Raw genomic sequence first — 24,919 nt, forward strand, 5'->3', positions numbered from 1 at the left:
CGGTGGGTCAGTCAACCTGTATATTGGCTGATCCACCGCATTCGCGAGCAAGCCCGCTCCCACAGGGGATTTTCTACGCTTCTGAGGTAGTTGAGAACCAAACCGCCCTCCGTCGGTCAATGTGAGCAGCGCCACAGCCACTTGGCTGGCACTGATATATAGTTCACCCCTCAGACACCCCGACAACGAGTGCCCCATGCTTAACAAAGGATTGTTCCTGGCCTGTGCGCTGGCCCTGCTGAGCGCCTGCGATTCTTCCGACAAACCGGCTGCACCCACTGCCCCTGCGGCGGCGGCGGTGACGGCGCCAAAGCCGGCCAAGGCCGCGGTGGATGTGGCGACGCTCAAGCAGCGTTATGCCGGCCGTGAGTTAAGCGTGGTGGACGTGTCTGAGGTGCAACTGGATGGCGCCAGCACCTTGTCGGTGAGTTTTTCAATCCCGCTGGATCCCGAGCAGAAGTTCGCCGACAAACTGCACCTGGTGGACAGCAAGTCCGGCAAGGTCGACGGTGCCTGGGAGCTTTCCGACAACCTGATGGAATTGCGCCTGCGTCACCTGGAGCCCCAGCGCAAGCTGGTGCTGACCGTGGACGCCGGGCTGCGTGGGGTCAACGACGCCAAGCTCGCCGCTGAATACACGGCACGCCTGGAAACCCGCGACCTGCAAGCCACCGTCGGCTTCGCCAGCCGTGGCACCCTGTTGCCGACCCGCCTGGCCGAAGGCCTGCCGGTGATCGCGTTGAATGTCGACAAGATCGACGTCGAATTCTTCCGCATCAAACCCGAGTCGCTGCCGGCGTTCCTCGCCCAGTGGGGCCGCAATACCAGCCTGCAAAGCTACGAATCCCGTGAACTGTTGCCCATGGCCGACCTGGTCTACGGCGGCCGCTTCGACCTCAATCCTGCGCGCAATACCCGCGAAACCCTGTTGTTGCCCATCGCCGGCCTCAAGCAACTGCAACAGCCGGGCGTGTACCTGGCGGTGATGCGTGCTTCGGGCACCTACAACTATTCGCAACCGGCCACGTTGTTCACCCTCAGTGATATCGGTCTGTCGGTACACCGTTACGCCAACCGCCTGGATGTGTTCACCCAGGCGCTGGAGGGCGGCAAGGCGCTGGATGGCGTCGAGCTGGAAATCCTCGATGCCGAAGGCCGCGTGTTGGGCCAGGGCAAGACCGAGAAGGGCGGCCATGCTGAACTGCCGCTGCCGAAAAAGGCCCAGGTATTGCTCGCCAAACAGGGCGAGCAGACCAGCCTGTTGCGCCTCGACAGCGCAGCGCTGGACCTGGCCGAGTTCGATATCGGCGGCCAGCCCGCGCACCCCCTGCAATTCTTTGTGTTCGGCCCGCGCGACCTGTACCGCCCTGGCGAAACCGTGCTGCTCAATGCCTTGCTGCGCGACAAGGACGGCAATGCCGTCAAGCCGCAACCGGTGAGTGTTGAAGTACGCCGCCCGGATGAGCAGGTCAGCCGCAAATTCGTGTGGGATGCCGATGCTTCCGGCCTCTATCAATACCAACTGCAACTGGCCGGCGAAGCGCCGACCGGGCGCTGGCAACTGGTGTTCGACCTGGGTGACGGCAAGCCGCAACTGTACGAGTTCCTCGTCGAAGATTTCCTGCCCGAGCGCCTGGCCCTGGAGCTCAAGGGCAGCGATACACCGCTTAATCCTGCAGACAATGCGGTTATCCAGGTCAATGGCCGCTACCTCTACGGCGCCCCTGCGGCGGGCAATCGCCTGAGCGGGCAAGTGTATGTGCGGCCGTTGCGCGAGGCGGTCAAGTCGCTGCCCGGTTATGAGTTTGGCTCGGTGACTGAAGAAGAACTGAGCCAGGATTTTGAACTGGATGAAAGCGTGCTCGACGCCAAGGGCGAGGAAAAACTCACCCTGGAAAGCAAGTGGAGCGAAGCCAAGTCGCCGCTGCAACTGATCGTCCAGGCCAGCCTGCAAGAGTCTGGCGGGCGCCCGATCACCCGGCGCCTGGTGCAGCCGGTCTGGCCGGCCGAGCAACTGCCCGGCCTGCGTGGCCTGTTCGATGGCAAGGAAACCAATGGCGACGGCCCAGCGGAGTTTGAAGTGCTGCTGGCCAACCAGCAGGGCCAGAAACTCGCGGTCGACAACCTCAAGGTCCGCCTGGTTCGCGAGCGCCGCGACTACTACTGGAACTACTCGGACAACGATGGCTGGAGCTATCACTACAACGAGAAATTCCTCAACCTCGATGAGCAGACCGTCAACATCAAGGCCGGCGACACGGCCAAGGTCAGCTTCCAGGTGGAGTGGGGCCCGTACCGCGTCGAAGTCGAAGACCCGCAGACCGGCCTGATCAGCAGCAAGCGCTTCTGGGCCGGTTACCAGGCCCAGGACAACACCGAAGGCGGCGCCGTGCGCCCCGATCAGGTCAAGCTGGCGCTGGACAAACCGGCGTATGGCGATGGCGATACGGCCAACGTCACCGTCACCCCGCCGGCGGCTGGTAAAGGCTACCTGTTGGTGGAGTCCAGCGAAGGCCCGCTGTGGTGGCAAGAGATCGACGTGCCGGCCGAAGGCAAGAGCTTTGCGGTGAAACTCGACCCGAAATGGTCGCGCCATGACCTGTACGTGAGTGCGCTGGTGATTCGCCCGGGTGAGCGCAAGGCCAACATCACGCCTAAACGCGCCGTGGGCTTGCTGCATCTGCCGTTGGATCGTACCCAGCGCAAACTGGGCCTGACCCTGACCGCGCCGGAAAAAATGCGCCCCAAACAACCGCTGACGGTCAAGGTCGCGGCAAAAAATGCCGATGGCAGCGTGCCCAAACAGGTGCATGTGCTGGTGGCAGCGGTGGACGTGGGCATCCTTAACATCACCGAATACCCAACCCCGGATCCCTACTCCAGCCTGTTTGGCCGCAAGGCCTACGGTGTGGACCAGTTCGATATCTATGGGCAGTTGATCGAAGCCGGCCAGGGCCGCCTGGCCAGCCTGGCCTTTGGTGGTGACGCGGCCCTGGCCAAGGGCGGCAAGCGCCCGGACACCAGCGTCACCATCGTCGCTTTGCAAAGCGCGCCGGTGACCTTGAACGACAAAGGCGAGGGCGAAGTCAGCGTCAATATCCCCGACTTCAACGGCGAACTGCGTCTGATGGCCCAGGCCTGGAGTGACGACCGCTACGGCATGGCCGAAGCCAAGACCGTGATCGCCGCGCCTTTGATTGCCGAACTGTCGGCCCCGCGCTTCCTCGCCGGCGGCGACCAGACGCGCCTGGCACTGGACCTGTCCAACCTGTCGGGCAAGGCACAGAAGCTGGATGTGCAACTGACCGCCGAAGGTCAACTGACCCTGCTGGGCGAGCCATCGCACAGCGTGCAACTGACCGAGGGCCAGCGCACCACCTTGCAGATTCCGGTGCGCGCGCTGGGTGGCTTCGGCCAGGGCAAGGTCAAGGTCACGGTCAATGGCCTGGACCTGCCGGGCGAGAACCTGCCGGCGTTTACCCGTGAATGGACATTGGGCGTGCGCCCGGCTTATCCGGCGTTGCTCAAGCAATATCGCGCGGTGCTCAAGGATGAAGCCTGGAGCCTGCCGGATGCGGAGCTGGCCTTGTTTGAACCCGCCGGGCGTGAGGCGCTGTTGAGTCTGTCGAGCCGGCCACCGTTGAACCTTGGCGAGCAGATTCGTGCACTCAAGGCCTACCCATACGGTTGCCTGGAGCAAACCGCCAGCGGCCTGTATCCGTCGCTGTATGCCGATGCCACCGTGCTGGCGCGCCTGGGTTTGACCGGCGAGCCGGATGCCGAGCGCAAGCGCAAGATCGAACTGGGTATCGAACGCCTATTGGGCATGCAGCGCTACAACGGCAGCTTTGGTTTGTGGGGCGCCGATGGCGAGGAAGAGTACTGGCTGACGGCTTACGTCACCGACTTCCTGTTGCGCGCCCGCGACCAGGGCTTTGCGGTACCGCCTGAAGCGTTGAAGAAGGCCAGCGAACGCCTGCTGCGCTACGTGCAGGAACGCAACCTGATCGAGGTCGACTACAGCGACAACGCCGACCACACACGCTTCGCCGTGCAGGCCTATGCCGGCCTGGTGCTGTCACGTACTCAGCAGGCACCGTTGGGCGCCTTGCGCAGCCTGTTCGAGCGCCGCAGCGATGCGCGTTCGGGCCTGCCGCTGGTGCAGTTGGCGATTGCCTTGCAGAAGATGGGCGATCAGCCGCGTGCCGATCAGGCGCTGCTGGCGGGTCTTGCCGTACAGCGCAAGGCCAATGAATGGCTGGCCGACTACGGCAGCCCGCTGCGTGACCAGGCGATGATCCTGGCCTTGCTCGAAGAAAACGACCTGGCCAAGGGCAAGCGTGAAGAGCGCCTGTTCGAGCTGTCGGACCAGATGGCGGCCAGCCCATGGTTGTCGACCCAGGAGCGCAACTCGTTGTTCCTCGCCGGCCGTGGCTTGCTGGGCAAGCCGGAAACCAACTGGACTGCCCAGTTGAGCAGCGGCGGCGAAACCCGCGAGCTGAACAACGGCCAGTCCGGCCTGAAGCTGGAAGGGCCGTTGCTGGCCTCCCCGCTGACCTTGCGCAACCCAGGCAGCGAGCCGATTTACCAGCAACTGAGCATTTCCGGTTATCCACAGCAGGCGCCAGCGGCGGGCGGTGAAAACCTGAGCATCCGCCGCGAATACCTGGGGATGAATGGCCAGCCGCTGAACCTGCAAAGCCTGCGCAGTGGCGACCTGGTGCTGGTGCATATTGCGGTCAGCGCCAAGAAGCAACGGGTACCGGATGCATTGGTTGTCGATCTGCTGCCGGCTGGCCTGGAGCTGGAGAACCAGAACCTGGGACAAAGCGCTGCCAGCCTGGAAAACGCCAGCAGCCAGGTCAAGGAGTGGCGTGAGTCGATGCAGAATGCGTCGATCAAGCATCAGGAGTATCGCGATGATCGTTACGTGGCAGCGCTGAACCTGGACGGCTACGGCACCACGCACCTGCTGTACCTGGCTCGCGCGGTCACACCTGGGACATATCGCGTACCGCCACCGCAAGTGGAGTCGATGTACCGGCCGAACTGGCAGGCAGTGGGGGAAACCCTGGCGGATATGGTGATCAAGGGGCGTTAAGCGCGCTACCTGTGGGAGCAGGTTTGATCTTTAATGTGGGAGCGGGCTTGCCCGCGATAGCGGTGTATCAGCCGCCGAATGTATCGGCTGAAATAGCGCTATCGCGGGCAAGCCCGCTCCCACAGATAAGGGGTGTTAATGCACAACCCAACTGAGCAGCCACAGCCCCAGTAGCAACCAGATAATCCCCATGATGATCGAGGCCCGCATAAATGCCCGGACTGCCGAGTACAGCAGCATCAGGCCAATGATCAGGGTGATGATGCTGATGATCGAGGTATCCATGCCTAGGGTGCGGGACAGGCCATCGATAAAATTGCCACCGGCATTGGTCAGGGCGCCGAACAGTCCGCTGAGCCCGTCGACGATAAAGCGGATGACCGAACCGAGCGCTTGGCCCAGCCATTCGAAAAAGCTTTCTACCTGCATATGAGTTTCCTGATGAAAGGGTGGGCGTATCTGCCGGACCTGAGCCTTTGGTCGCCAATCCCTTGGGCGAGTTCCCTTGAAGCATAGAGGTTTGCCCGTTTGAATTTGCGAATAGTTGCACGCGCTACCCTGGGTAGCCTGCTGGTGGTGACAGCCCTGCTTTGGCTCGCCGACCGCCTCTGGCCCTTGCCGCTGCCCAAGGACGACCTGGCCCGCGTGGTGCTGGCCGAAGATGGCACGCCGCTCTGGCGTTTCGCGGATGCCAACGGCGTATGGCGTTACCCGGTCGCCACCGGTGAAGTCTCGCCGTATTACCTCGATGCGCTGCTGACCTACGAAGACCGTTGGTTCTACCAACACCCCGGCGTCAACCCGCTGGCCCTGGTGCGGGCAACCTGGCAGAACCTCTCCGGGGCGCGGGTGGTGTCCGGCGGCAGCACCTTGTCGATGCAAGTGGCGCGCCTGCTCGATCCCCATTCGCGCACCTTGCCGGGCAAGTTTCGCCAGCTGTGGCGCACGGCGCAGTTGGAGTGGCACCTGTCCAAGGATCAAATCCTCAACCTGTACCTCAATCGCGCGCCCTTCGGTGGCACCTTGCAAGGGGTGGCAGCAGCCAGTTGGGCGTACCTGGGCAAATCTCCACAGCACCTGACCCACGCCGAAGCGGCTTTGCTCGCGGTGCTGCCCCAGGCGCCGAGCCGCCTGCGCCCGGATCGTCACCCGCAGCGCGCCCAGGAGGCGCGGGACAAAGTGCTGCGGCGCCTGGCCGAGTTTCGGGTCTGGCCGCAGTCGGCGGTCGACGAGGCCCTGGAAGAACCCCTGTTGCTGGCGCCGCGCCTGGAACCCAGCCTGGCGCCGCTGCTGGCGCGCCGCCTGAACCGTCCTGACAGCCCGCCGCTGATTCGCACCACTGTCGATGCAACCTTGCAACGCCGTCTCGAAGACCTGCTGCTGGGCTGGCGCGCACGCCTGCCGGAGCACACCTCGGCGGCCATCCTCGTGGTCGAGGAAGAAAGCATGGCCGTGCGCGCCTACCTGGGGTCGGTGGACATCAACGATGCACGGCGCTTTGGCCATGTGGATATGATCAGCGCCCTGCGCTCGCCGGGCTCGACCCTCAAACCCTTCCTGTATGGCATGGCCCTGGACGCGGGGCTGATTCATTCCGAATCGCTGCTGCAGGATGTGCCACGGCGCTATGGCGATTACCGGCCGGGCAATTTCTCCATGGGCTTTACCGGTGCGGTGCCGGCCAGTACGGCGCTCTCCAGCTCATTGAACCTGCCGGCGGTGCAACTGCTGGAAGCCTACGGGCCCAAGCGTTTTGCCGGGGAGATGCGCATCGGCGGCATGCCTCTGGCGTTGCCGGCGCTGGCTGAACCGAACCTGGCGTTGATCCTCGGCGGTGCCGGCAGCCGCCTGGAGGACCTGGTCGGCGGCTACAGCGCGTTGGCCCGTGACGGCAAGAGCGCCGCGATCCGCTTGCAGCCTGGGGATGCGCTCAAGGAACGTCCGCTGTTATCGCCAGGTTCGGCGTGGATCGTGCGGCGCATCCTCAGTGGCCAGGCACGGCCGGATCGTGATCCCCGGGCCGAGTTGGTACAGCGCCCGGTGCTGGCCTGGAAGACCGGCACCAGCTACGGCTTTCGCGATGCCTGGGCCATCGGGGTCGGGCCACGCTACTTGATTGGGGTGTGGATCGGCCGCCCGGACGGCACCCCGGTGCCGGGCCAGTTTGGCCTGGCCTCGGCGGCGCCGTTGATGCTGCAAGTACACGACGTGCTGACCAACCGCGACAGCCAGCGCGGTATTACCGCGCCCGTCAAAGCCGTGCCGATGAATGTCGGCGTGGCGGCGATCTGTTGGCCCCTGGGCCAGCCCATGGGGCGTAGCGACCCCAATTGCCGGCGCCAGCGCTTTGCCTGGACCCTGGACAACACCACGCCGCCGACCTTGCAGGCACTGGATCAGCCGTTGGGTGTCGGCTTGATGGAAACCATATGGGTCAACGCCAAAGGCTTACGCGTGGCCGCCAGTTGTCCGGGCGCGGTATCGCGGGATATTGCCCTGTGGCCGGCACCGCTGGAGCCGTGGCTGCCGAAGATCGAGCGGCGTGACGCTCGCATCCCCGCGCCAGACCCGGATTGCCCGCCACCGGCGTTGGCGGCGTCGTCGCCGTTGTCGGTGGTGGGCGTGCGGGAGGGAGATCAACTGCGCTTGCCGGCGGGCAGCCAGCAGCAGTTGCGCTTGAAGCTATCGGCGTTGGGCGGCAGTGGGCGGCGCTGGTGGTTCCTTAACGGGGCGCCGCTGGGCGACAGTGCCAACCAGGACAGTATCAATGCCAGCCTGGAGCAGTTGGGGCGCTATCAACTGAGTGTGCTCGATGAGGCGGGGCAGACGGCCCGGGTTGAGTTCAGCGTGGTTGATTAGATCGCTATCGCAGGCAAGCCAGCTCCCACAGTTTGATTTTTGAATAACGTCAAATGTGGGCGCTGGCTTGCCTGCGATGGCGGCCTTGAGCGCGCCGCAAATTTATTTGCCATCCCCGCCCTTGAGCCCGAAGCTATACCTCTTCAGGAGCCCCCCATGAATCTCGAACACCTTACCGAACGCATGCATCGCATCCGCGATAACAACGACTGGAAACAGTTCCACAGCCCGAAAAACCTGGCCATGGCCGCCAGTGTCGAAATGGCTGAACTGGTAGAAATCTTCCAGTGGCTGAGCGAAGACCAATCCCGCCAGTTACCCGCCGACAAACTCGCCCACGCCGGCCAGGAAGTGGGTGACATCGTGCTCTATCTCCTGCTGCTGTGCGGTGAGCTGGGCCTGGATATGAACCAGGTGGTAAGCGCCAAGCTGGCTGACAACGAACGGCGGTTTGCCCATGAGTGATCGTCATTTCGACCAGTTGGCCACGCGATTTGCCGAGAAGATCTACGGCGGTGCCAAGGGCGCGATTCGCCTGGCCGTGTTGCAGGCCGACCTGATCGAGGCCCTGCCGGATCGCCCCTTGCGCGTGCTGGATATCGGCGCAGGCCTGGGCCATATGTCGCTGTGGCTGGCCGAGCGCGGGCATCAGGTGACGTTGGCCGAACCCGCCGAGCCGATGCTTGAAGGCGCCCGCCAGCGTTTCGCCGAGGCGGGGCAGACGGCAACCTTCATCCAGGCACCGTGGCAGGAGCTGTTGGGTCAGCTCACCGAGCCCTATGACCTGGTGCTGTGCCACGCCGTGCTGGAATGGCTGGCTGAACCCCACGCGATCCTGCCGGTGCTGCACCAGTTGACGGCGCCGGGCGGCTGGTTGTCCCTGGCGTTCTATAACCGTGATGCGTTGATTTATCGCAACTTGCTCAAGGGCCACTTTCGCAAGATGCGCAAGAACGACATGGCCGGCGAAAAACAGAGCCTGACCCCGCAACAGCCCCTGGACCCGCGTGAACTGGCGGCGCAACTTGAAGGCCTGTGGCAGGTCGAAAGCCAGAGCGGGGTACGGGTATTTCACGACTACATGCCGGTGGAATTCCAGGCCCGCGCCGATTTGCAGGACTTGTTGGAGATGGAACTCGCTCACCGTCGTCACCCAAGCTTTGCCGGACTTGGGCGTTATTTGCACTGGATCTGCCGTCCGGTTTAAGCGGCCCAGTCTGCGGAGATCGAAATGAAGCGCTGTGCATTGATCCTGCTGTGCCTGGGGCTGGGTGCCTGCTCCAGCAACAACCCGTATGTTGCGGCGTCCAAGCCCATGCCGCCGGCGCCTGCCCAGGCCGCCAACACCTTTGACGCCAGCGCCTACCCGGCGCCGGTGCGCGACTATGGCGCCTACCGCAACTGGGCCTGGCGCAACGGCCAATTGCCGGCGGGCTCGGCCTGGGCCGATCCTGCGCAGATCGCCGAAGCCGTCAGCGGTGCCCTCGACCAGCGCGGCCTGCGCCCGGTACATGACCAGCGTGCGCCGGACTTGCTGGTCAGCGCCGACGTGCACCTGGAAAAGCGCCTGCGCCAGGTGCAGGACGATTATGGCTATGGCTACGGTGGCTACAATCGCTATGGCAACGGCTACGGCATGTACAACTCGGTGCCGATTGTGCGCACCTATGAAGTGCAGGTCGTGGTGGTGCGCGTCAACCTGTTCGACGCCCGCACGGGCCAGCCGGTGTGGAGCGCCAGCGCCGAAACGGGCAGCCAGGGCAGCTTGAGTGAACGTGGTGATGCCTTGCGCCAGGCTGTGCAGAAGGCGATGACGGCGTATCCTCCGAGTTAACAGCTATTCTCATCTCAGGTTCGGTTTGCCCTTTGGAGAACTACCATGTTGCGTCGTATCGCTTTGCTCGCTTTTGCCGTGCTGCTGGGCGGTTGCCAGACCAATCAGGTCAACCACGACTTTGACGCCAGCCGCGACTTTGGTGCCTACCGTAGCTGGGCCTGGAAAGATCCGGCGTTGCAGTACCGTCCTGACGATCCGCGGATCAAGAGTGACCTTACCGAACAGCGCATCCGCCAGGCGGTGGCCGACCAGCTCGACCAACGCGGCCTGCGCCCGGCCGCCCCCGGGGCCAAGGCTGACGTGAACGTGCAGGCCTACCTGATCGTCGAAGATCGCCAGCAACAAGTCACCACCAACTACGGCGGCGCCTGGGGTGGACCGTGGAATGGCTATTGGGGCGCGCCGATGTACAACGAAACGCGCAACGTCACCTATAAGGTCGCCACCCTCCAGATCGACCTGCTCGACGGCAAGGACGGCAAGCTGGTGTGGCGCGGCAGCGATGAACAGATGATGAGCAGCTCCCCCAGCCCCCAAGACCGCAGCGCGGCGATCCGGGCGACGGTGACCAAGGTGCTGTCCAACTACCCGCCACGGTAAGTCTTACTCGGCCAGTCCCGATCTGTGTCACAAACACCGATCAAATGTGGGAGCCGTCGAGCCCCAGCGAGGCCGCGATGGGATCGCCGCGGTGTACCTGTTACACCGCAGCGCCCGCATCGCAGGCAAGCCAGCTCCCACAGGTGTTGTGTGTGGCCTTGAGGGTTCCGTCAGTCGCCAAAGTGGCAACTTGCCAGCGCACCTTCCAAGCCTTGTCTACACTGCTGTTCATTACAGGAGAGTAAGCGCTCGGCAGTTCGCCGGCAAAGGAGTGCTCGATGTCTCCCCGACTTCGTTCTGGCCAACGTGGCGCAATCGGTCTGGTGTTCGCCGGGACCTTGGCCTTGGCCCTGGTATTTCTGTTGCTGGTGGTCGATAGCGGTCGCCTGTACCTGGAAAAACGCAAGCTGCAGGCCGTTGCCGACACCGCCGCCCTGGAAGCCGCCAACCGCGGCGGGCAGTGTGCAGGCAGCACCACCGCCGTCGACTACGCCAAGCAGAACGCCACCCGCAATGGCTTCACCGTCGTCGCCAACGACCCCAGCCGCGCCCTGGCGGTGACGTGTGGGACGTTGTTGACCAATGGCCTCAACACCCGTGTCTTTACGGCGGATGCCACCAAGAATGAGGCCATCCGCGTAGTCGCGAGCCGCACCGTCACCACGGGTATCGCCAATGGGGTGTGGAAGTTGTTCAGCGGGACGTACAACGCAAGTACTACGTTGACTGCGACAGCGGTGGCGGCGCTGGCGCCGCCGGTGGCGCAATTGACGATTCGTAGTTCGCTGCTGACGGTCAATTCGGCTCAATCAGACATCTTGAACAAAACCATCGGTGGCTTGCTTGGTGGTGGCCTGTCCCTGACCGCCGTGGGTTGGCAGGGCTTGATCAATACCAATGTGAACCTGCTCAGTTACCTGGACCAACTGGCTATTCAAGCGAATGTGGCGGCGGGTGACTACGCGACGCTGCTCAACACCGCGGTTTCGGCGACGCAATTGATCGACGCGGCGGTCAAGGTGCTCCAAACCAACGGTTCCGCGGTCGCGGCGACGATCACCAACGTGCTTGCCATCGAAGCCATCGCACCGAATACCAAGGTGCTCAAACTGGGCGATTTGTTAAATGTCGCGACGGGCACGCCCACAGCGGCCTTGAATACGGATGTGCAGTTGTTCCAGTTGCTGCAGGGCGTGGCCCAGCTCTCCAATGGCAATAGTTTGGTGAGGGCAGATTTTCAATTGAGCGTGCCACTGGTCGCCACCTTCTCAGTCAAAACCAAAGTCATGGAGCCGCCACAGCTATCCGCCATCGGCAACCCCGCGCTGGCCAAGGCTGGCTTGGCTACGGGGACAAATCAGATTTCCGTGCGCACTGCACAAGTACGCACGTTGATCTCGGTGGATGCGCCGATTTTGAGGACGGTTTCTTCTGTGATATCGGGGCTGGCAGGCTTGACCGACCCGGTGATCAAGGTAGTGAAGGGGCTTTTGAATCTGGATCTGGCAGCTATCGTAAATGCTCTTTTATGTGCCCTGTCTTGCGAGCGCACAGATATTGATATTGCCAGCACGCTGGACATTTACATCGAGGCTGCCAGTGGCGAAAGCCATGTTACCGACTTCACCTGTGCAACCTCCGCAACCAAGACATTAACTGCCCAGGCCACCAGTTCTTTGGCCACCCTGGCAGTCGGTAAAATTGACCCGGCCAAGGCGTTCTCCTCATCGACACCAGTGGATGTCCAGCCGGTCCGCCTCATTGATATCGGTACCCAGCACTGCACTTTGTTGGGAGGCTGCGACCCACGCAAAGCCAATGTCGGCGGCGGGTTTTTGTTAAAGGCGCAATCAACTGTAGGGCAGAGAACAGAAAGCCTGTTTTATTCCCCGGTGGCAGAAATGAACCTCCCGCCGACCTACAAAAGTATTTCCAGTGTCAACATCATCAACAGTCTGGGTAGCACGTTGAATGGACTTCAGGTGACGTACGCACCGCCTCCCGCCCCGGCGATTCCGAATGGAGCATTGGCGGGTGTCGCGGCGCTCCTGGCCACGATCACCACAACCCTTGTCGGGCTCGTTCAAGGGCTTTTATCCCCGCTGCTGGACCCTATCGTCAATACGCTGTTGGCTGCCCTGGGCATAAACCTGGGCAACGCAGACGTCGGCGCCAACCTCACCTGCCACATGGGCCGCGCCTACCTCGTCATCTAACTCCCACCCACCACCGGCAACTCCACACAAAACCGCGCGCCGTGTTCGCTGTTGGCGACGCTCAGGCGTCCGCCCATGTTTTCCACAATGCCGTAGCTCACCGACAACCCCAGCCCGGTGCCGACGCCTATCGGCTTGGTGGTAAAGAACGGCTCGAAGATGCGCTCCAGCAACCGTGCATCGATGCCGCCGCCGTTGTCTTCGACAAAGAGGCGCACATGGCGGCTGTCGTGTTCGCTGTACAGCGCGATCCATGGGTGGAAGTCGTGGTTTTTTTCGTGCCGTGCCATCAGCGCGTCGCGGGCGTTGACTACCAGGTTGATCAGTACCTGTTCCAGTTGGTCCACATGGCCGTTGACCTGCGCGCTGAAGTCCATGGGGGTGATGCGCAGGTCCACACCCTTGCCGCGCAGGCCTTCGCCCAGCAGTGACTGGGTACCTTCCACCGCCTGGGCCGGGTCGAAGGGTTGTTGCTCGACCTCCGAGCGGCGGCCGAACACGCGCATATGGTCCACCACCCTGGCCGCACGCTGGACCTGGGCGTCGATGCGCTGGAGTTTTTCGGTCAGGTAGTCGATCTGTACGTCGCCGTTGCCCAGGCGCTTGAGCACATTGACGATGGCCATGCGCATCACGTTCAGCGGTTGGTTGATCTCATGGGCCAGGCCGGTAGCCATTTCGCCGAGGGTGGCCATTTTTGCGCTTTGGGTCAGTTGCTGCTGGGAGCGGCGCACTTCAGTGTTGTCGCGGCCCACGGCCTGGATTTCCTGCAGTTGGCCGTGTTCGTCGAACACGCCACGGTCGGACCACACCCACCACGCATGTTCGCGCCCCGGCAGTTGCAGGCTGATTTCGGCAGTACTGACGGGGAATTCCGGGCTCAACTGGCCGATGCGTTTTACGAAGGCGTTGCGCTGTTCTTCAGATAACCAGTGGCCCAGGTTGACCCCTGGCAATTGTGCCGGCGTACATTCCAGGTAGTTGGCCAGGGGCGTGTTGCCGAAGGTCAGGGTCAGGTCCGGGCGGTAGCGGCAGATCATGGCCGGCGAGTCTTCGACGAGGATGCGATAGCGCTCTTCGCTGTCCTTGATCTGTTGCGCCGCCAGGGTCGCTTCCGTGACGTCCAGCCACAGGCCGACGGCTTCCACCGGCAAGCCAAGGTCGTCGCGCAAAAGCTTGGCTTCGTCCAGCAGCCAGTGGTAATTGCCCTGGCGATCGCGCACGCGGTAGCGACTGCGCACGCTGCCTTCGCGCAGCAATTGCCGGGTGCGTTCGAAGTACAGGTCACGGTCTTCGGGGTGTACCCATTCCACGGAGGTGTCGTGGGTGCATTCGGCCAGGGTCCAGCCCAGCAGCGGCAGCAGGCTGTCGCTGAAGAATGCCGGGTGCAGCGCGCCGTTGACGTAGCGCTGCACGTAGATCACCGCCGGGGAGCTGGCGATCAGGTTGTCCAGGCGGGCATGGGCGGCGGCGGCCTGTAGTTGCTGGTTCTTGATGTCGCTGATGTCGAGCATGAAACCGATCCAGCGCCGATGTTCGCCGGTGCCCAGCACCTGGCCCTGTACGCGGTACCAGATGGGGTTCTGCTTGGCGTCGCTGCGCAGCAGGCGCACGCTGGTCAGTAGCGGTTTGCCCAGGGTTTGCAGGTCTTGCAGGCGGCTGTTGAGCTCCTGGCGGTCGGCGGGGTGAATCAACTCCAGCCAGTTGCCCAGCACCTGTTTGGTCGGCGCATCTTCCGGGCTCAGGCTGCGCATCAGTTGCGGCGCCAGCAGGATCTCTTCACCGCTGGCCAGCAGTTCCCACCAGCCGGTGCCGAGCAGGCCTTGCAAGGCTTCAACCCGTTCCAGCTGCTGGTGATGGCGCTGCTCGCGCAGGCGGCTGAGCAGTGGTGCGGCGAGGGCGGCGGCAAGGTTCAGCCAGTCGCGTTCGCTGACGTCGGGGTGGCCACTGTAGAAGCCGCACAGCAACCAGGCGGCGACGCCCTGGCTATCGCGGTATGGCACCAGCAGGCCTTCGGCATTGCCAAATACACTGTGCAGGCGCGGGTGTTCGCTGCGGCCCTGCAGGGTTTTGAGGCTCAGTGGGGTGTTGCCGTTGAGGCTGTCCAGGCAGGTGCCGAGGCGTTGGCCCGGCTCCCAGAGCTGAGGCGCGTCATGGGCGCTGTAGCTGCAATACACCAGCCAGTCCTGGTCCTGTTGGTCGAGCAGGACCATGGCCACGCATGGGATGCGCCAACGCTGGGCGAGGCTGCGCAGGTGCTCACTGAAGACCTGGGGCAGGCGCGTCAGGCTGCACACCCGCAGTTGCTCGCTCATCTGGCTGGCGAGTTGATGGTTCTGTTCGCGCTGCTGGGCCAATTGCCGACCGGTCAGCAGGTCGCTGATATCCGTCAGGCGCAGGAGCCAGCCATCGGCGTCCGGCTCGATCCAGCCACGGGTGTGCAAGATGCTGTCGCCGGCGCCTTGGAAGTCCAGGTCCATGCTATGGCGCTGCCAGTCGGCGGGTGTGCCTTCGATGCTTAAAGCGCCGGGCAGGCACAGCAGGTCGCGCAGCAGCGGTTGAGCCTGGTTACCCAGGTGGCGGGCCAGGTGTTGCTGTAGTGCACGGCTGATGTCCAGCACATGACCTTGCTGATCCAGGCGCAGGTGCAAGCCCGGCGCGGGTGGGCTGGCGGGCGTCTCCAGGGCCTGGGTGTTGCTGCGGCCCAGCAGCCGGCCGAAGATTTTGTCACCAGAGTTCAAAATTGCAGGCTCGACTGGGCATGCAGCGTGGTCGGCAACCTGGGGACGGTGCCAATGCCCGGCAGGACAATAAACGGCAGGACGTTCTTGAGATTGGCCGAGGGGTAGTTGATTTCGACGGTCAGCACCCCTGCGGTATAGGTCGGCTTGATATGGCCCGCCTGGAACTGGAAGGTTGCGGGGATCCACTGCAATTGGCTTTGTACGGTTTGCGTGGCGCGCTGGATAAGCGCCGCGCTGTAGTTGGGGGTACTGGGGTCCAATGCCACGCTGCGGCGCACAGCCTCGGCCGTGGCCTGGTTGAACGACTGCAATAGCAACAGCGGCAGGCTGTAGCTGACCGTGGCATAGAACACCGCAAAAAAGATCACGAACACCGCGGCAAATTCGATGGCGACGGCGCCTTTTTGCTTTCTAGGGAGGCTGGTTTTCATCACTGCGACTACCCTGACTGCTACTACCTGATATCAGCATAGAATCAATCAGCAAAAAGGGACGGTTTTTACGTGATCCAAGGCCTCGTGGTTTTTGTCTGGTTGGTGTTGTGTGCGGTGCAGGATGTTCGCCAGCGGCTGATTGCCAATCGGCTGACCCTCGGCGCATTGCTGCTGGCGCTGCTCTATCTGCTGTGGAGTGGCAGCACCTGGCTTGGTACGTCCAGGTCTGAAGGGCTGTGGGCATTTGTCCTGGCGCTACTGTTGACGTTGCCGGGCTACGCCCTCGGGCGCCTGGGCGCCGGTGATGTGAAGTTGCTCGCGGCGTTGGCGCTGGCGTCGAATTCGACCTACCTGTTGTGGTCGCTGATAGGTGCCGGTGTAGCCAATGTCGCCTGGCTGGTGTACGGGCCGCGGCTGTTACCACTTGCCAGTCAAGGCGTTAGGGCGCGCCTGGGTTATCTGGTGGTGGATCCGTCAAAAAAATTGCCCTTTGCGCCGTTTCTTTTAGTGGGTTTCACCCTGGCCTGGCTGGTGCTCCATTAGTCGCGGGGGCTCTATATCGCTATGTACATAGTCGGAAAGTACGTCTACGTTTATTTGTACAGCAAGTAGGAAGGTTCTTCGGAACGGATAGGTCAATTTTTGGCTTGCCAGGCATGGAGTAGCGCGTGAACAAGCTTACGTCTGCAGTAAAAGTGCTCGTGGTCGATGATCAGCCGCTGATCGTGGAGGAGCTTTGCGAATTTCTTGAAAGCAGCGGTTATCGCTGTGTCCCTTGCGACTCCAGCCAGCAGGCGGTGCAACGCTTCAGTGAAGACCCGCAGATCGGCCTGGTGCTGTGTGACCTGCATATGCCGGATATGGACGGTATCGAGTTGGTGCAGGCCCTGCAGAAAATCGCCGGCAAGCAGCGGGCATTCGAAGCCATCATGTTGACCGGCAGGGCCGACAAGCAGGACGTGATCAAGGCGTTGCGCGTGGGTATCTCCGATTATTACCAGAAGCCGATCAACCTCAACGAATTGCTCGAAGGGTTGCAGCGCCAGGAGGCCGCGCTGGAGGAGCGCCACAAGAACCTGCACCTGGGCAACCTGAACCAGAAGCTGCAATACCTTTCTGAATCCATCGACGACTTGTACCAGGACCTGGACAAGGTCCGTCGCGGTCCGGCGCCACAAGCCGATGGCGACGGGGCAGGCGAGGAGGGCGAGCGCCTGGAGGTGCCGGCGATCTTCAATCAGTTGTCACCCCGGCAACTGGACGTCGCAAGGCTGGTGGGCAAGGGCCAGACCAATTACCAGATCGCCTGTGAGCTGGGCATCACCGAGAACACGGTCAAGCTGTACGTGTCCCAGGTGTTGCGCCTGACCCATATGCACAACCGCACCCAACTGGCTTTGGCGTTGTCGCCGAGCAATTCGGCATTGCGCCAACGGGTGACGGCGCACTGAGGATTACTGATTACTCAGGACATGCACAAAACAAATGTGGGAGCGGGCTTGCTCGCGAATACGGTGGGTCAGAGCCAGATAGGCTGACTGACATGCCGCATTCGCGAGCAAGCCCGCTCCCACATTTTGAGTGGGGTACATCCGATAGTTCTCCAGTGGCCGTGAGGTCGCCTAGATTATTTGCTACCGCCCGAGCTTGCGCTTGCGCCATCCTCGTTGAATTTTTCGGGGATCGCGAATTTCTTGCTTTCCAGCAAACGCTGCAGCGCCAGTTCGCGCTCGGCGAGCGTTGCCCTTTGCACCGTGGGCGAGGCGGCTTGCCCGTGGACTTGCAGCCCCAGCCAGTTCTCCGTTTCCTGCTGGGCCTTGGACGAGGGCCCAGGCTCGATGGCCTGTACTGACAGAGGCAGGGCCAGCAGCGTCAGGCTGGCGAGGTAATGGAATTTCATCATCGACTCCTTCAAGCGCTTACTTGATTAGTACGGGCGGTGCATCGCTGGCCGCCGCGACCTGGCCGTTGGCCTTGGCGGCTGGCGTGCCGGCCTTGAGCTTCTCGGCGCGGGCCTGGGCCTCGGTGACCTGCTCGGGGCTCAGGCCCACCTGGCTGGCCAGTTGCGCGGCCTGGCCCCAGTTGTCCTGATAGATCAACAGGGTCACCAGGTTGACGGCCGCCAGTTGATCGCTTTGCTTGAGCTCCATGGCCGTCATGAATTCAAAGCGCGCCTCTTCCAGGCGCCGTTGGTTGAGGTAGACCACCCCCAGGTCGTTGCGGATTTTTTCATCGGTGGGCGCCAGTTGCGCTGCCCGTTGCATATGGGCCAGGGCTTGCTCGTTGTCGCCACGGGCCGCCGCCAGTTGCCCCAGGCCGTGCTCACCTTCGGCCGCCATGCAGGTGCCCTGCAGGCTGCGGTACAGCGGTTGCGCTTCACTGCGCCCCAGCAGGCGGTAGACCTTGGCCTTGCGCTGGCGCACTTGCGGCAAAGACTCCGGCAGGCTTTGCAGGTTGGCCAGGCTGGCGTGCATCTTCCCTTCATTGGCCATGTCGTCGGCCAGGTTCAATGACAACTCCTGCTCGGAACTGGGCTTGGTGCAACTGCCCGGGGTCATCAGCGCCGACCAGGGCATCTGGCCGTTGCTGGCACAGCCGCCGAGCATCAGCAGGCTCAGGCCTGCAATCAGTGCTTTCATCGAGCGCTCCTCAAAAACTGCTCAGGGCCCGGGAGATCGCAATGAATGCCGGCCCCCCCAGCACAATCAACAAAGCGGGAAACAGGAAGACCATCATCACCACCGACATCTTGGCCGACATCTTCGAGATGAACTCCTGCAAACGGGTGAGGCGGCGGTCATCGAGCAGTTGCTTGAGGGCCAGCAGCGACTTCATGGCGCCGCCGCCCTGCTGGATCAGTTGCTGCAAAATGATGCAGGTGTCGGTGAACTCGTCCACGGCCAGTAGCCGGGCGGTCTTGCCCAGTTCCTCGCTCAGTTCCAGGCCCGAGTCGACCCGTGCCAGGATCAGTCGCAACTCCTGGGTCAGCGCCGGCAGCAGGCGCTGCGCCTCAACGCTCAACACGCGCAGGGACTGCTCAACCGCCATGCCCGACTCGAACAAGATGCGCAGCAGCGGGATGAAGGTCGACACCTCGCGGGAAATTTGCTGCTGGCGGGCCCTGGCCGCACTGGCGAGGATGCGTTTGGGGATCAGGTAGCCCACGCCCAGGCCGAGCAGGGGCGCGATCCAAGGGGAGTCGGAACCTGGGAAGAGCAGCTCTTGGCCCAACAGCACCACGCCCGCCAGCACCAACGGCACGCCAATCTGGCAGGCGGCGAAGATCGAGCGCTGGTTGGCTTTGCGCCAGCCCACACGGTTGAGCAGGATCTGGGTTTCGTTATCCATGCTCACCGAGCGCTGGGCCAGCTGGCTGCTGCCAAACTGGCTGAGCAGGGTGCCGAGGCGGTCACCGCGTACCAGTTGGCCTTGCAGGCGTTGGTTGACCAGGCGCTCGCGGCGGCGCTGGCCCAGCAACTGGCCGGCGATCAGCACGAGCGCAGCCAAAAACAGTAAGGCACTGATCAGCAGAACCATCTCAAATACTCCGCAACATGCGCCACATCGTCAGGCAGCCCAGCACCTGCATGGTCAGCGCGGCCAGCAGCATGTAGCGGCCGCTGTCGTCGTTCCACATGGTCAGCAGGTAGCCGGGGTTGATCAGCATGAAATAGCCCACCATCGCAATCGGCATGCCGGCCAGCACAAAGGCGGTGACGCGGGTCTCGCCGGTCATGGCGCGCAATTGCCGCGCGCCTTGCTCCCGTTCGCGGATGACCTTGATCAGGTTCTCCAGCAAGTCACTGGCGTTGCCGCCGTAGCGGTGGTTGACCTTGAGTCCCAGGGCGAGCATGCGGAACTCGTCCTGTTCGTAGAATTCGGCGAAATCACTGGCGGCCTCGGGCAGGCTGACCCCCAATTGCACGTTGCGCTGGATACGCTCCATGGCGGGTTTCAAAGGCGCCTCGGTGCTGTCGATGGCACCCAGCAGGGCATCGGCCAGGGTGCGCCCGGATTTCAGGCTGCGCACGGTGTGGTCGAGGACTTGCGGCAATTGTTCGACCATCCGTTTAACCCGCCGCCGATAGCGCCAGGCGATGTACAGCCGCAGTATCAGGGGCGGAAGCACTAACATTGCGGCCAACCCGACCCAGCTCCACACCAGCAAGCCCAGGAGCGCGCCCAACACCCAGCAGGTCACCCACAGGCCCAGGCTGTCGGTGGGCTTGCCCAGGCCCGCGCGCTGGAACATGCGCTCCAGGCCGACCCAGCGGCCGCGCTCTTCGGCCAGCAGCGGTTGCCCTTCGGCGAGCCGCTCCAGGACCCGATCGGTTTCCGCCTGGCGCAGGCCACTGAGGAACAGATGCAGCGACACGCCAATCAGGATCACGCAACTGAACATCAAGATGGCGCCGGTCATGGTGACGCTCCTATAGCGGCAAGGCCGATTCGCGGCGCAGCTTGTCACCCGCCGGGTTGACCGCCTCGCGCAGGAAACCAAAGCCGGTGCGCCGGTCATGGCGGAACAGGGTGTTGGTGACATACACGTCATCGCGCACCCCCACGACCTCCACCACTTCACTGACGCAGCGCCGGCCATCGGGCATGCGGGTCAGCTGGATCACCACATCCAAGGCCGCACAGATCATCTGGCGCAGGGTTTTCTCCGCGACCACGCGACCGGTCAGGCCCACCAGGGTTTCCAGGCGCAATAGCGCGTCCTGGGCATTGTTGGCGTGCACGGTACTCATGGAACCGTCGTGGCCGGTGTTCATTGCGGTCATCACATCCAGCACTTCCACGCCGCGGATCTCGCCGAGGATGATGCGGTCCGGCCGCATCCGCAGGGCGTTGCGGATCAGGTCGCTGGCCTTTACCTCGCCATGCCCTTCGGCATTCGGCGGGCGGGTTTCCAGGCGCACCACGTGGGGGTGGCCCAGTTGCAGTTCGGCGACGTCTTCGATGGTCACCAGGCGTTCATGGGGGTTGATCAATTGGCTGAGGATATTGAGCAGGGTGGTCTTGCCGGTGCCGGTGCCGCCGCTGATCAGGATATTGCAGCGCTTGCCGACCGCCTCCTGGAAAAACTCGAAGATCGCCTGGTCGATGGTCTGCATCGCTACCAGGTCGCTGCTCTTGAGCATGTCCTTGCGAAACTTACGAATCGACAGGCACGGGCCGTCCAGGGCAATCGGCGGGATGATCGCGTTGACCCGGCTGCCATCGGGCAGCCGGGCATCGACCATCGGCGATGACTCATCCAGGCGCCGGCCCAGCGGTGCGAGGATGCGTTGCATGACCCGCTCCACATGATGGGCGTCGATAAAACGCAGGTCGCTCTGGTGCAACAGGCCGTCGCGCTCGACAAATACCCGGTGCGGGCCGTTGACCAGGATCTCGGTCACCGAGGGGTCGCGCAACAACACTTCCAGCGGACCGAAACCGGTCAGCTCATCGACGATTTCTTCGGCCAGGCGCTCCATCTCATAACGCGAAATCGCCAGGTGCATGCGCGTGATGTATTCCGACACCTTGTCGATGACAAATTGCGCCAGGGATTGGCGCGAGCCTTCCAGCAGGTTTTTGCCTGACTCTTCGATGGCGTCGATGATGTAGCGGTGCAGCACCAGTTTCAGACCGTCGTGATCCACCGCACTGTTAAGCCCACGGGCGGGTGCGCCGAAGAGTTTTTCGCTGCTCATTTGGGAGTCCCCAGCAGCCGATCAAACCAGCGGGTGGAGGGTTTTTCCAGACCTTCGGAGCGCTTGGCCAGGCGTTCACCGAGGGTCTTGAGGTTTTGCGTCAGGGTCTCCCGGGGCGCCAGGCTGAATAAGGTTTGCCCCTGGTTCTTGGCGTTCAGGCGCACCTCGGGGCTGAAGGGCAACACGGCGATGGCCTCCAGGCCGAAGCTCTTTTCCAGGGCATCGGTGTCCGGCGCGGCACCTTTGAGGTAGCGGTCCACCAGCAGCTTGGCATGATCAAGCTTCATGCCTTTTTCCCGCCACTGATTGAGTACCGCCAGGTTGCGCCGGCAGTCGAGGACGTTCTGGTCGGTGCACCACAAGAGTTTGTCGCAATGGCTGACGAAGGTGCGCAAGGCTTCGCTGTCGCGCTGGCCGGTGAGGTTCACCACGATGTGCTGGAAGTGCTGGCGCAGGGCGCTGAGTAGCATGTACAACTCGGCGGCACTGGTCATTTCCAGCGGCTCGTCGCTTTCGGTATAGGCGAGGATGCGCAGCCCACCCTCGGTGGCGGTGAACGCGCTGTTGATCAGGGTGGTGTCCAGGCGGCGCAGGTGGCGCAGTGCATCGCCAAAGTTGAACGAACTTTCCAGGCCCAGCAGCGCCAGGCTGTCACCACGGGGCAGGCCCAGGTCCAGCAGCAGGGTCTGTTGACCACTCTTTTGCACCACCATCGCCAGGTGGCTGGCGAGCAGGGCGCCGTCGGCATTGCCCTGGGTGCCATACAGCACGGTGAGGCCGCCCAGGTGTGCGTTGTGTGCCACCGGTGGCAGGCGCTTGCTCAGGCGTCGCACCAGGCCGGCGACTTCGCTGGAACGTGAGCCGTAGGCGACAAAATCCCGCGCGCCGGCACGCATTGCGTTGAGCACCAGTTGATTGTCCATGCCGTCGCCCAGGGCGACGATGGCCAGCATGGGCTTGGCTTCCAGGGCACCTTCGATCAAGGCGCTCTGGGCCACCACATGCTCGCGGTCCAGGCCCACGAACACCAGGTTGGCGAAGGTCACGTCCACCAGGGCCAACAGTTCATCAAGGCTGCCACCACCGGCACTGACCACTTGGCCCAGGGGCGCCAGGGCGCCTTGCAGCCATTCCAGGTCGGTGGTGTTGCGGGTGATTGCCAGGAACGTCTGGCTCAGGCTATCGCTCATTGGGAAAGTCCTGTGCGTCGGTCGAAGTTGCCGTTTTCCAGGAAGTACAGGCGATACCAGTTGGGGTCGTAGGTGCGCAGTTTTTCCCCGGGCAGGGACGGCAGGCGTGCGTTGGCGGCCAGGGGCTGGACCAAGTGCGGGGTGACGATCATCAGCAGCTCTTTTTCCTCGCGGCTGACGTTGCTGTCGCGGAAAAACGCGCCGAGGATCGGGATATCGCCCAGGCCTGGAAACTTGCTGATGGTGGAGCGGTTGTTATTGCTGATCAGGCCGCTGATCACAAAGCTTTCGCCATCGGCCAGGGACACCGTGGTGTCGGTGCGGCGCACGGTCAGGGCCGGCACCTGGATGCCCTCTACCTGTAGGGCGTTGGCGTAATCCAGCTCGCTGACTTCCGGCGCCACCTTCAGGGAAATCCGCGTGCGGTCGATCACGGTCGGGGTCAGCGTCAGGCGGATGCCGAACTCTTTGTACTCGATGGAGATCGTGTCGCTGCCGGCGCTGGGCACCGGGATCGGCACTTCGCCGCCGGCCAGAAAGGTCGCACTGTGCCCGCTCATGGCAACCAGGCTCGGACGCGCGAGGGTGTAGGCAAAACCGCTGCGTTCCAGGGCATTGATCACCGCCGAAAAACGCCCACCACCAATGCCGATGTTAAAACTTTCGTTATCCAGCGGCAGGCTCATCCCGGCGGTGCGCGGGCTACCGAACAGGAAGTTGCGCGTGCCGCCAAAGATCGAGGTACTGGCCTCCTTGAGCTTGGTGCGGCTGACTTCCACAAAGCGGATATCGGTCTGCACCTGGCTCGGCAGGGACGGGTCGTCGGAGGGCGACAGGGCCATGCTGGTCAGGCTTGAGCTGGCCTTGCCCTTGACGAACACCATGCTCTGGCGCGGGGCGCTGGAACAACGGGTCCAGACCATCAGGCTAGTGGCGCCAGAGGCAACGCCGGTGAGCAGGAACGCGCGGTCACCATTGAGGTGTACGTCGGCGATTTTGGGGTCACCAATGGCCAGCCGGGTGATCGCCACCGGTGACTGCAGGTTTTGCTGCAAGCCTTCGCCGACCTCGACCACGGCCGGCAGAGCACCCAGGTTGCTGCAGGTGTCCGAGGCGCCGAATGCCAGGCCGACAGGCAGGCTGGACAGCATCAAGGCCCAGGCCATTTGAGTGAACGCAGGTGCGAAACGTTGGCGCATTCAGGGCATCCTTGCTCAATCAGGGGTTTTGTTGGGTCGCTTGGTTACCACGTATGACCTCGATGCCGGAGCGCCTGGTTTCGTTGGCGCCCCCGGCTTGCGCGACTCTTTTCGGGGCCCCGAGCATCGCCAGTTGAGTGAACTGGTACAGCTCGCGATTAGCGCTTTGCAGGTTGGCGGGGGCCTCGTTGTTGCCGGCCCAGTACTGGCTCAACAACTGCTCATCGGCACTGCGTACGGCCAGGCGCAAGGTGCCGGCGCTGGTTGCCAGCATCAAACGGCTCATCAACTGTTGTGGCACCGCCAACACCACGGTCCGTGGCGGGCTTGCCTGGCGTTGTGCCTGGCGGGCCTTTTCTTCATCGGTGGTGGGCGGGGCTACGGCCGGCTTGCCATCGTTGGTCGGGCCGAGGTTATCGCCCACACTGAGCAGGCGCAGGGCCGGCAAGATGACCTGGGCCGTGGCCTCAGGGTTGGTGCCTTCCGGACGCAGGAACAGCAGCACATCCACAAAATCCCCGGGGCTCAACTGGCCGGCGGCGCCGATGACCTCATCGACGGCGACCGCCAGGGCGCGTTCGTCAGGGCGGATCATGCGGGCCAGGGGGCCACCGGCATTGAAGCTCGAATCATCCAGCCAAGTACCGGCAGGCAGGGCTCTCAAGGGCGTGCGGCCGATGGCCTGGTCGAGGCTGGTCAGGCTGCCGGCCGGTGCCGTGCGCAGTCTTTCCAGGGTCAGGTCGGCGGCGGTGAGGGCGATATACGGCGGCACATCATGGGCCAGGACCACTACCGATTGGCGGGTCTGGTCTTCGACGGCGGCGACGGTTTTTTCCACGGAAACGCCAGATGGCGACGGTTCGACAACCGGCTCAGGCGGGCGACTCAGCACCAGCCCCCAATAGCCTGCGAATAGCGCACCGATTAATAACAACCCGGCCAGGATCATGCTGACACGACTGTTCATGAAGGCTCTCCCTTTCCTGTTGCACTACGGGCCCGTTTTTCCCAACGAGTTTATTTCGCAACCAGGCAGC

At 63.0% G+C, this 24,919-nt stretch carries 20 protein-coding genes; 9 read left to right on the forward strand and 11 right to left on the reverse strand.

Annotated elements, in window-relative coordinates; all coding sequences use genetic code 11:
- Positions 1–196: 196 nt before the first annotated feature.
- Positions 197–5,101 carry an alpha-2-macroglobulin family protein gene (locus tag HKK57_RS12415; RefSeq protein WP_169390226.1) on the forward strand — a complete coding sequence of 1,635 codons (4,905 nt, stop codon included), beginning with the start codon at positions 197–199 and terminating at the stop codon, positions 5,099–5,101.
- Positions 5,102–5,236: 135 nt separating this feature from the next.
- Here HKK57_RS12415 and HKK57_RS12420 read toward each other — a convergent pair whose 3' ends face one another.
- Positions 5,237–5,530 carry a hypothetical protein gene (locus HKK57_RS12420; protein WP_029297627.1) on the reverse strand — a complete coding sequence of 98 codons (294 nt, stop codon included), beginning with the start codon at positions 5,528–5,530 and terminating at the stop codon, positions 5,237–5,239.
- 99 nt (positions 5,531–5,629) lie between these two features.
- On the opposite strand from HKK57_RS12420, the gene pbpC reads away from it, so the two are divergent.
- The 6 genes from pbpC (at position 5,630) to HKK57_RS12450 (ending at position 12,613) form a co-directional block, all read left to right on the forward strand.
- On the forward strand, positions 5,630–7,960 hold the full coding sequence (gene pbpC, locus HKK57_RS12425; protein ID WP_169390227.1) for a peptidoglycan glycosyltransferase PbpC: 2,331 nt from the start codon (positions 5,630–5,632) through the stop codon (positions 7,958–7,960).
- 156 nt (positions 7,961–8,116) lie between these two features.
- A complete protein-coding gene (locus HKK57_RS12430) occupies positions 8,117–8,425 on the forward strand; it encodes a MazG-like family protein (protein ID WP_092233183.1) in 309 nt (102 codons plus the stop codon).
- Positions 8,418–9,167 (forward strand): methyltransferase domain-containing protein, encoded by a 750-nt coding sequence (locus HKK57_RS12435; RefSeq protein ID WP_169390228.1) that lies wholly within the window; start codon positions 8,418–8,420, stop codon positions 9,165–9,167. The genes HKK57_RS12430 and HKK57_RS12435 overlap by 8 nt, the downstream gene beginning before the upstream one ends.
- Positions 9,168–9,191: 24 nt before the next feature.
- On the forward strand, positions 9,192–9,794 hold the full coding sequence (locus HKK57_RS12440; RefSeq protein ID WP_029297619.1) for a DUF4136 domain-containing protein: 603 nt from the start codon (positions 9,192–9,194) through the stop codon (positions 9,792–9,794).
- A 45-nt stretch (positions 9,795–9,839) separates the two neighbouring features.
- Positions 9,840–10,397: a DUF4136 domain-containing protein gene (locus HKK57_RS12445; RefSeq protein ID WP_029297617.1), complete on the forward strand. Its 558-nt coding sequence runs from the start codon at positions 9,840–9,842 to the stop codon at positions 10,395–10,397.
- 278 nt (positions 10,398–10,675) lie between these two features.
- Complete coding sequence (locus HKK57_RS12450; RefSeq protein ID WP_169390229.1) at positions 10,676–12,613, forward strand: pilus assembly protein TadG-related protein; 1,938 nt, start codon at positions 10,676–10,678, stop codon at positions 12,611–12,613.
- Here the strand turns inward: HKK57_RS12450 and HKK57_RS12455 are convergent.
- Both HKK57_RS12455 and HKK57_RS12460 read right to left on the reverse strand, forming a co-directional pair.
- Entirely contained in the window at positions 12,610–15,354 is a 2,745-nt protein-coding gene (locus tag HKK57_RS12455; protein ID WP_169390230.1) for a PAS domain-containing sensor histidine kinase, read from the reverse strand. The genes HKK57_RS12450 and HKK57_RS12455 overlap by 4 nt on opposite strands.
- Positions 15,351–15,788, reverse strand: a complete 438-nt coding sequence (locus tag HKK57_RS12460; RefSeq protein WP_029297611.1) for a TadE/TadG family type IV pilus assembly protein — start codon at positions 15,786–15,788, stop codon at positions 15,351–15,353. Before HKK57_RS12460 ends, HKK57_RS12455 begins: the two co-directional genes overlap by 4 nt.
- Positions 15,789–15,860: 72 nt before the next feature.
- Here HKK57_RS12460 and HKK57_RS12465 point away from each other — a divergent pair, with 72 nt between their 5' ends.
- Positions 15,861–16,334, forward strand: coding sequence for a prepilin peptidase (locus tag HKK57_RS12465; RefSeq protein WP_169390231.1), 474 nt, complete (start codon positions 15,861–15,863; stop codon positions 16,332–16,334).
- Positions 16,335–16,459: 125 nt separating this feature from the next.
- Positions 16,460–17,242, forward strand: coding sequence for a response regulator transcription factor (locus tag HKK57_RS12470; protein WP_169390232.1), 783 nt, complete (start codon positions 16,460–16,462; stop codon positions 17,240–17,242).
- Between the two features lie 176 nt (positions 17,243–17,418).
- Here HKK57_RS12470 and HKK57_RS12475 read toward each other — a convergent pair whose 3' ends face one another.
- From HKK57_RS12475 to cpaB, 8 genes are read right to left on the reverse strand one after another with little or no spacing between them, the layout of a single operon-like run.
- Positions 17,419–17,691 carry a DUF3613 domain-containing protein gene (locus tag HKK57_RS12475; protein WP_169390233.1) on the reverse strand — a complete coding sequence of 91 codons (273 nt, stop codon included), beginning with the start codon at positions 17,689–17,691 and terminating at the stop codon, positions 17,419–17,421.
- A 19-nt stretch (positions 17,692–17,710) separates the two neighbouring features.
- The gene (locus tag HKK57_RS12480; RefSeq protein WP_169390234.1) at positions 17,711–18,430 is read right to left on the reverse strand and encodes a tetratricopeptide repeat protein; all 720 of its coding nucleotides are present in this window, start codon (positions 18,428–18,430) and stop codon (positions 17,711–17,713) included.
- 10 nt (positions 18,431–18,440) lie between these two features.
- A complete protein-coding gene (locus tag HKK57_RS12485) occupies positions 18,441–19,328 on the reverse strand; it encodes a type II secretion system F family protein (RefSeq protein ID WP_070994310.1) in 888 nt (295 codons plus the stop codon).
- 1 nt (position 19,329) lies between these two features.
- On the reverse strand, positions 19,330–20,211 hold the full coding sequence (locus HKK57_RS12490; RefSeq protein ID WP_169390235.1) for a type II secretion system F family protein: 882 nt from the start codon (positions 20,209–20,211) through the stop codon (positions 19,330–19,332).
- A 10-nt stretch (positions 20,212–20,221) separates the two neighbouring features.
- Positions 20,222–21,493, reverse strand: coding sequence for a CpaF family protein (locus HKK57_RS12495; RefSeq protein ID WP_070994311.1), 1,272 nt, complete (start codon positions 21,491–21,493; stop codon positions 20,222–20,224).
- Entirely contained in the window at positions 21,490–22,683 is a 1,194-nt protein-coding gene (locus HKK57_RS12500; RefSeq protein ID WP_029297595.1) for an AAA family ATPase, read from the reverse strand. Before HKK57_RS12500 ends, HKK57_RS12495 begins: the two co-directional genes overlap by 4 nt.
- Positions 22,680–23,882: a type II and III secretion system protein family protein gene (locus HKK57_RS12505; RefSeq protein WP_029297593.1), complete on the reverse strand. Its 1,203-nt coding sequence runs from the start codon at positions 23,880–23,882 to the stop codon at positions 22,680–22,682. Before HKK57_RS12505 ends, HKK57_RS12500 begins: the two co-directional genes overlap by 4 nt.
- A 19-nt stretch (positions 23,883–23,901) precedes the next feature.
- Positions 23,902–24,849, reverse strand: coding sequence for a Flp pilus assembly protein CpaB (gene cpaB, locus HKK57_RS12510; RefSeq protein ID WP_169390236.1), 948 nt, complete (start codon positions 24,847–24,849; stop codon positions 23,902–23,904).
- Positions 24,850–24,919 lie beyond the last annotated feature (70 nt).

This window comes from Pseudomonas sp. ADAK21 (assembly GCF_012935735.1).
In the GTDB taxonomy this organism is placed as follows: Bacteria; Pseudomonadota; Gammaproteobacteria; order Pseudomonadales; family Pseudomonadaceae; genus Aquipseudomonas; species Aquipseudomonas proteolytica.

What these genes read in the sequence shown, in the direction of transcription:
- HKK57_RS12445 (WP_029297617.1), top strand. Translation starts at nt 9,840, where the DNA reads ATGTTGCGTCGTATCGCTTTGCTCGCTTTTGCCGTGCTGCTGGGCGGT.
- HKK57_RS12480 (WP_169390234.1), bottom strand. Translation starts at nt 18,430, where the DNA reads ATGAAAGCACTGATTGCAGGCCTGAGCCTGCTGATGCTCGGCGGCTGT.
- HKK57_RS12490 (WP_169390235.1), bottom strand. Translation starts at nt 20,211, where the DNA reads ATGACCGGCGCCATCTTGATGTTCAGTTGCGTGATCCTGATTGGCGTG.
- HKK57_RS12420 (WP_029297627.1), bottom strand. Translation starts at nt 5,530, where the DNA reads ATGCAGGTAGAAAGCTTTTTCGAATGGCTGGGCCAAGCGCTCGGTTCG.
- HKK57_RS12475 (WP_169390233.1), bottom strand. Translation starts at nt 17,691, where the DNA reads ATGAAATTCCATTACCTCGCCAGCCTGACGCTGCTGGCCCTGCCTCTG.
- HKK57_RS12500 (WP_029297595.1), bottom strand. Translation starts at nt 22,683, where the DNA reads ATGAGCGATAGCCTGAGCCAGACGTTCCTGGCAATCACCCGCAACACC.
- HKK57_RS12440 (WP_029297619.1), top strand. Translation starts at nt 9,192, where the DNA reads ATGAAGCGCTGTGCATTGATCCTGCTGTGCCTGGGGCTGGGTGCCTGC.
- HKK57_RS12485 (WP_070994310.1), bottom strand. Translation starts at nt 19,328, where the DNA reads ATGGTTCTGCTGATCAGTGCCTTACTGTTTTTGGCTGCGCTCGTGCTG.
- HKK57_RS12460 (WP_029297611.1), bottom strand. Translation starts at nt 15,788, where the DNA reads ATGAAAACCAGCCTCCCTAGAAAGCAAAAAGGCGCCGTCGCCATCGAA.
- HKK57_RS12505 (WP_029297593.1), bottom strand. Translation starts at nt 23,882, where the DNA reads ATGCGCCAACGTTTCGCACCTGCGTTCACTCAAATGGCCTGGGCCTTG.
- HKK57_RS12415 (WP_169390226.1), top strand. Translation starts at nt 197, where the DNA reads ATGCTTAACAAAGGATTGTTCCTGGCCTGTGCGCTGGCCCTGCTGAGC.
- HKK57_RS12435 (WP_169390228.1), top strand. Translation starts at nt 8,418, where the DNA reads ATGAGTGATCGTCATTTCGACCAGTTGGCCACGCGATTTGCCGAGAAG.
- HKK57_RS12495 (WP_070994311.1), bottom strand. Translation starts at nt 21,493, where the DNA reads ATGAGCAGCGAAAAACTCTTCGGCGCACCCGCCCGTGGGCTTAACAGT.
- cpaB (WP_169390236.1), bottom strand. Translation starts at nt 24,849, where the DNA reads ATGAACAGTCGTGTCAGCATGATCCTGGCCGGGTTGTTATTAATCGGT.
- HKK57_RS12450 (WP_169390229.1), top strand. Translation starts at nt 10,676, where the DNA reads ATGTCTCCCCGACTTCGTTCTGGCCAACGTGGCGCAATCGGTCTGGTG.
- HKK57_RS12430 (WP_092233183.1), top strand. Translation starts at nt 8,117, where the DNA reads ATGAATCTCGAACACCTTACCGAACGCATGCATCGCATCCGCGATAAC.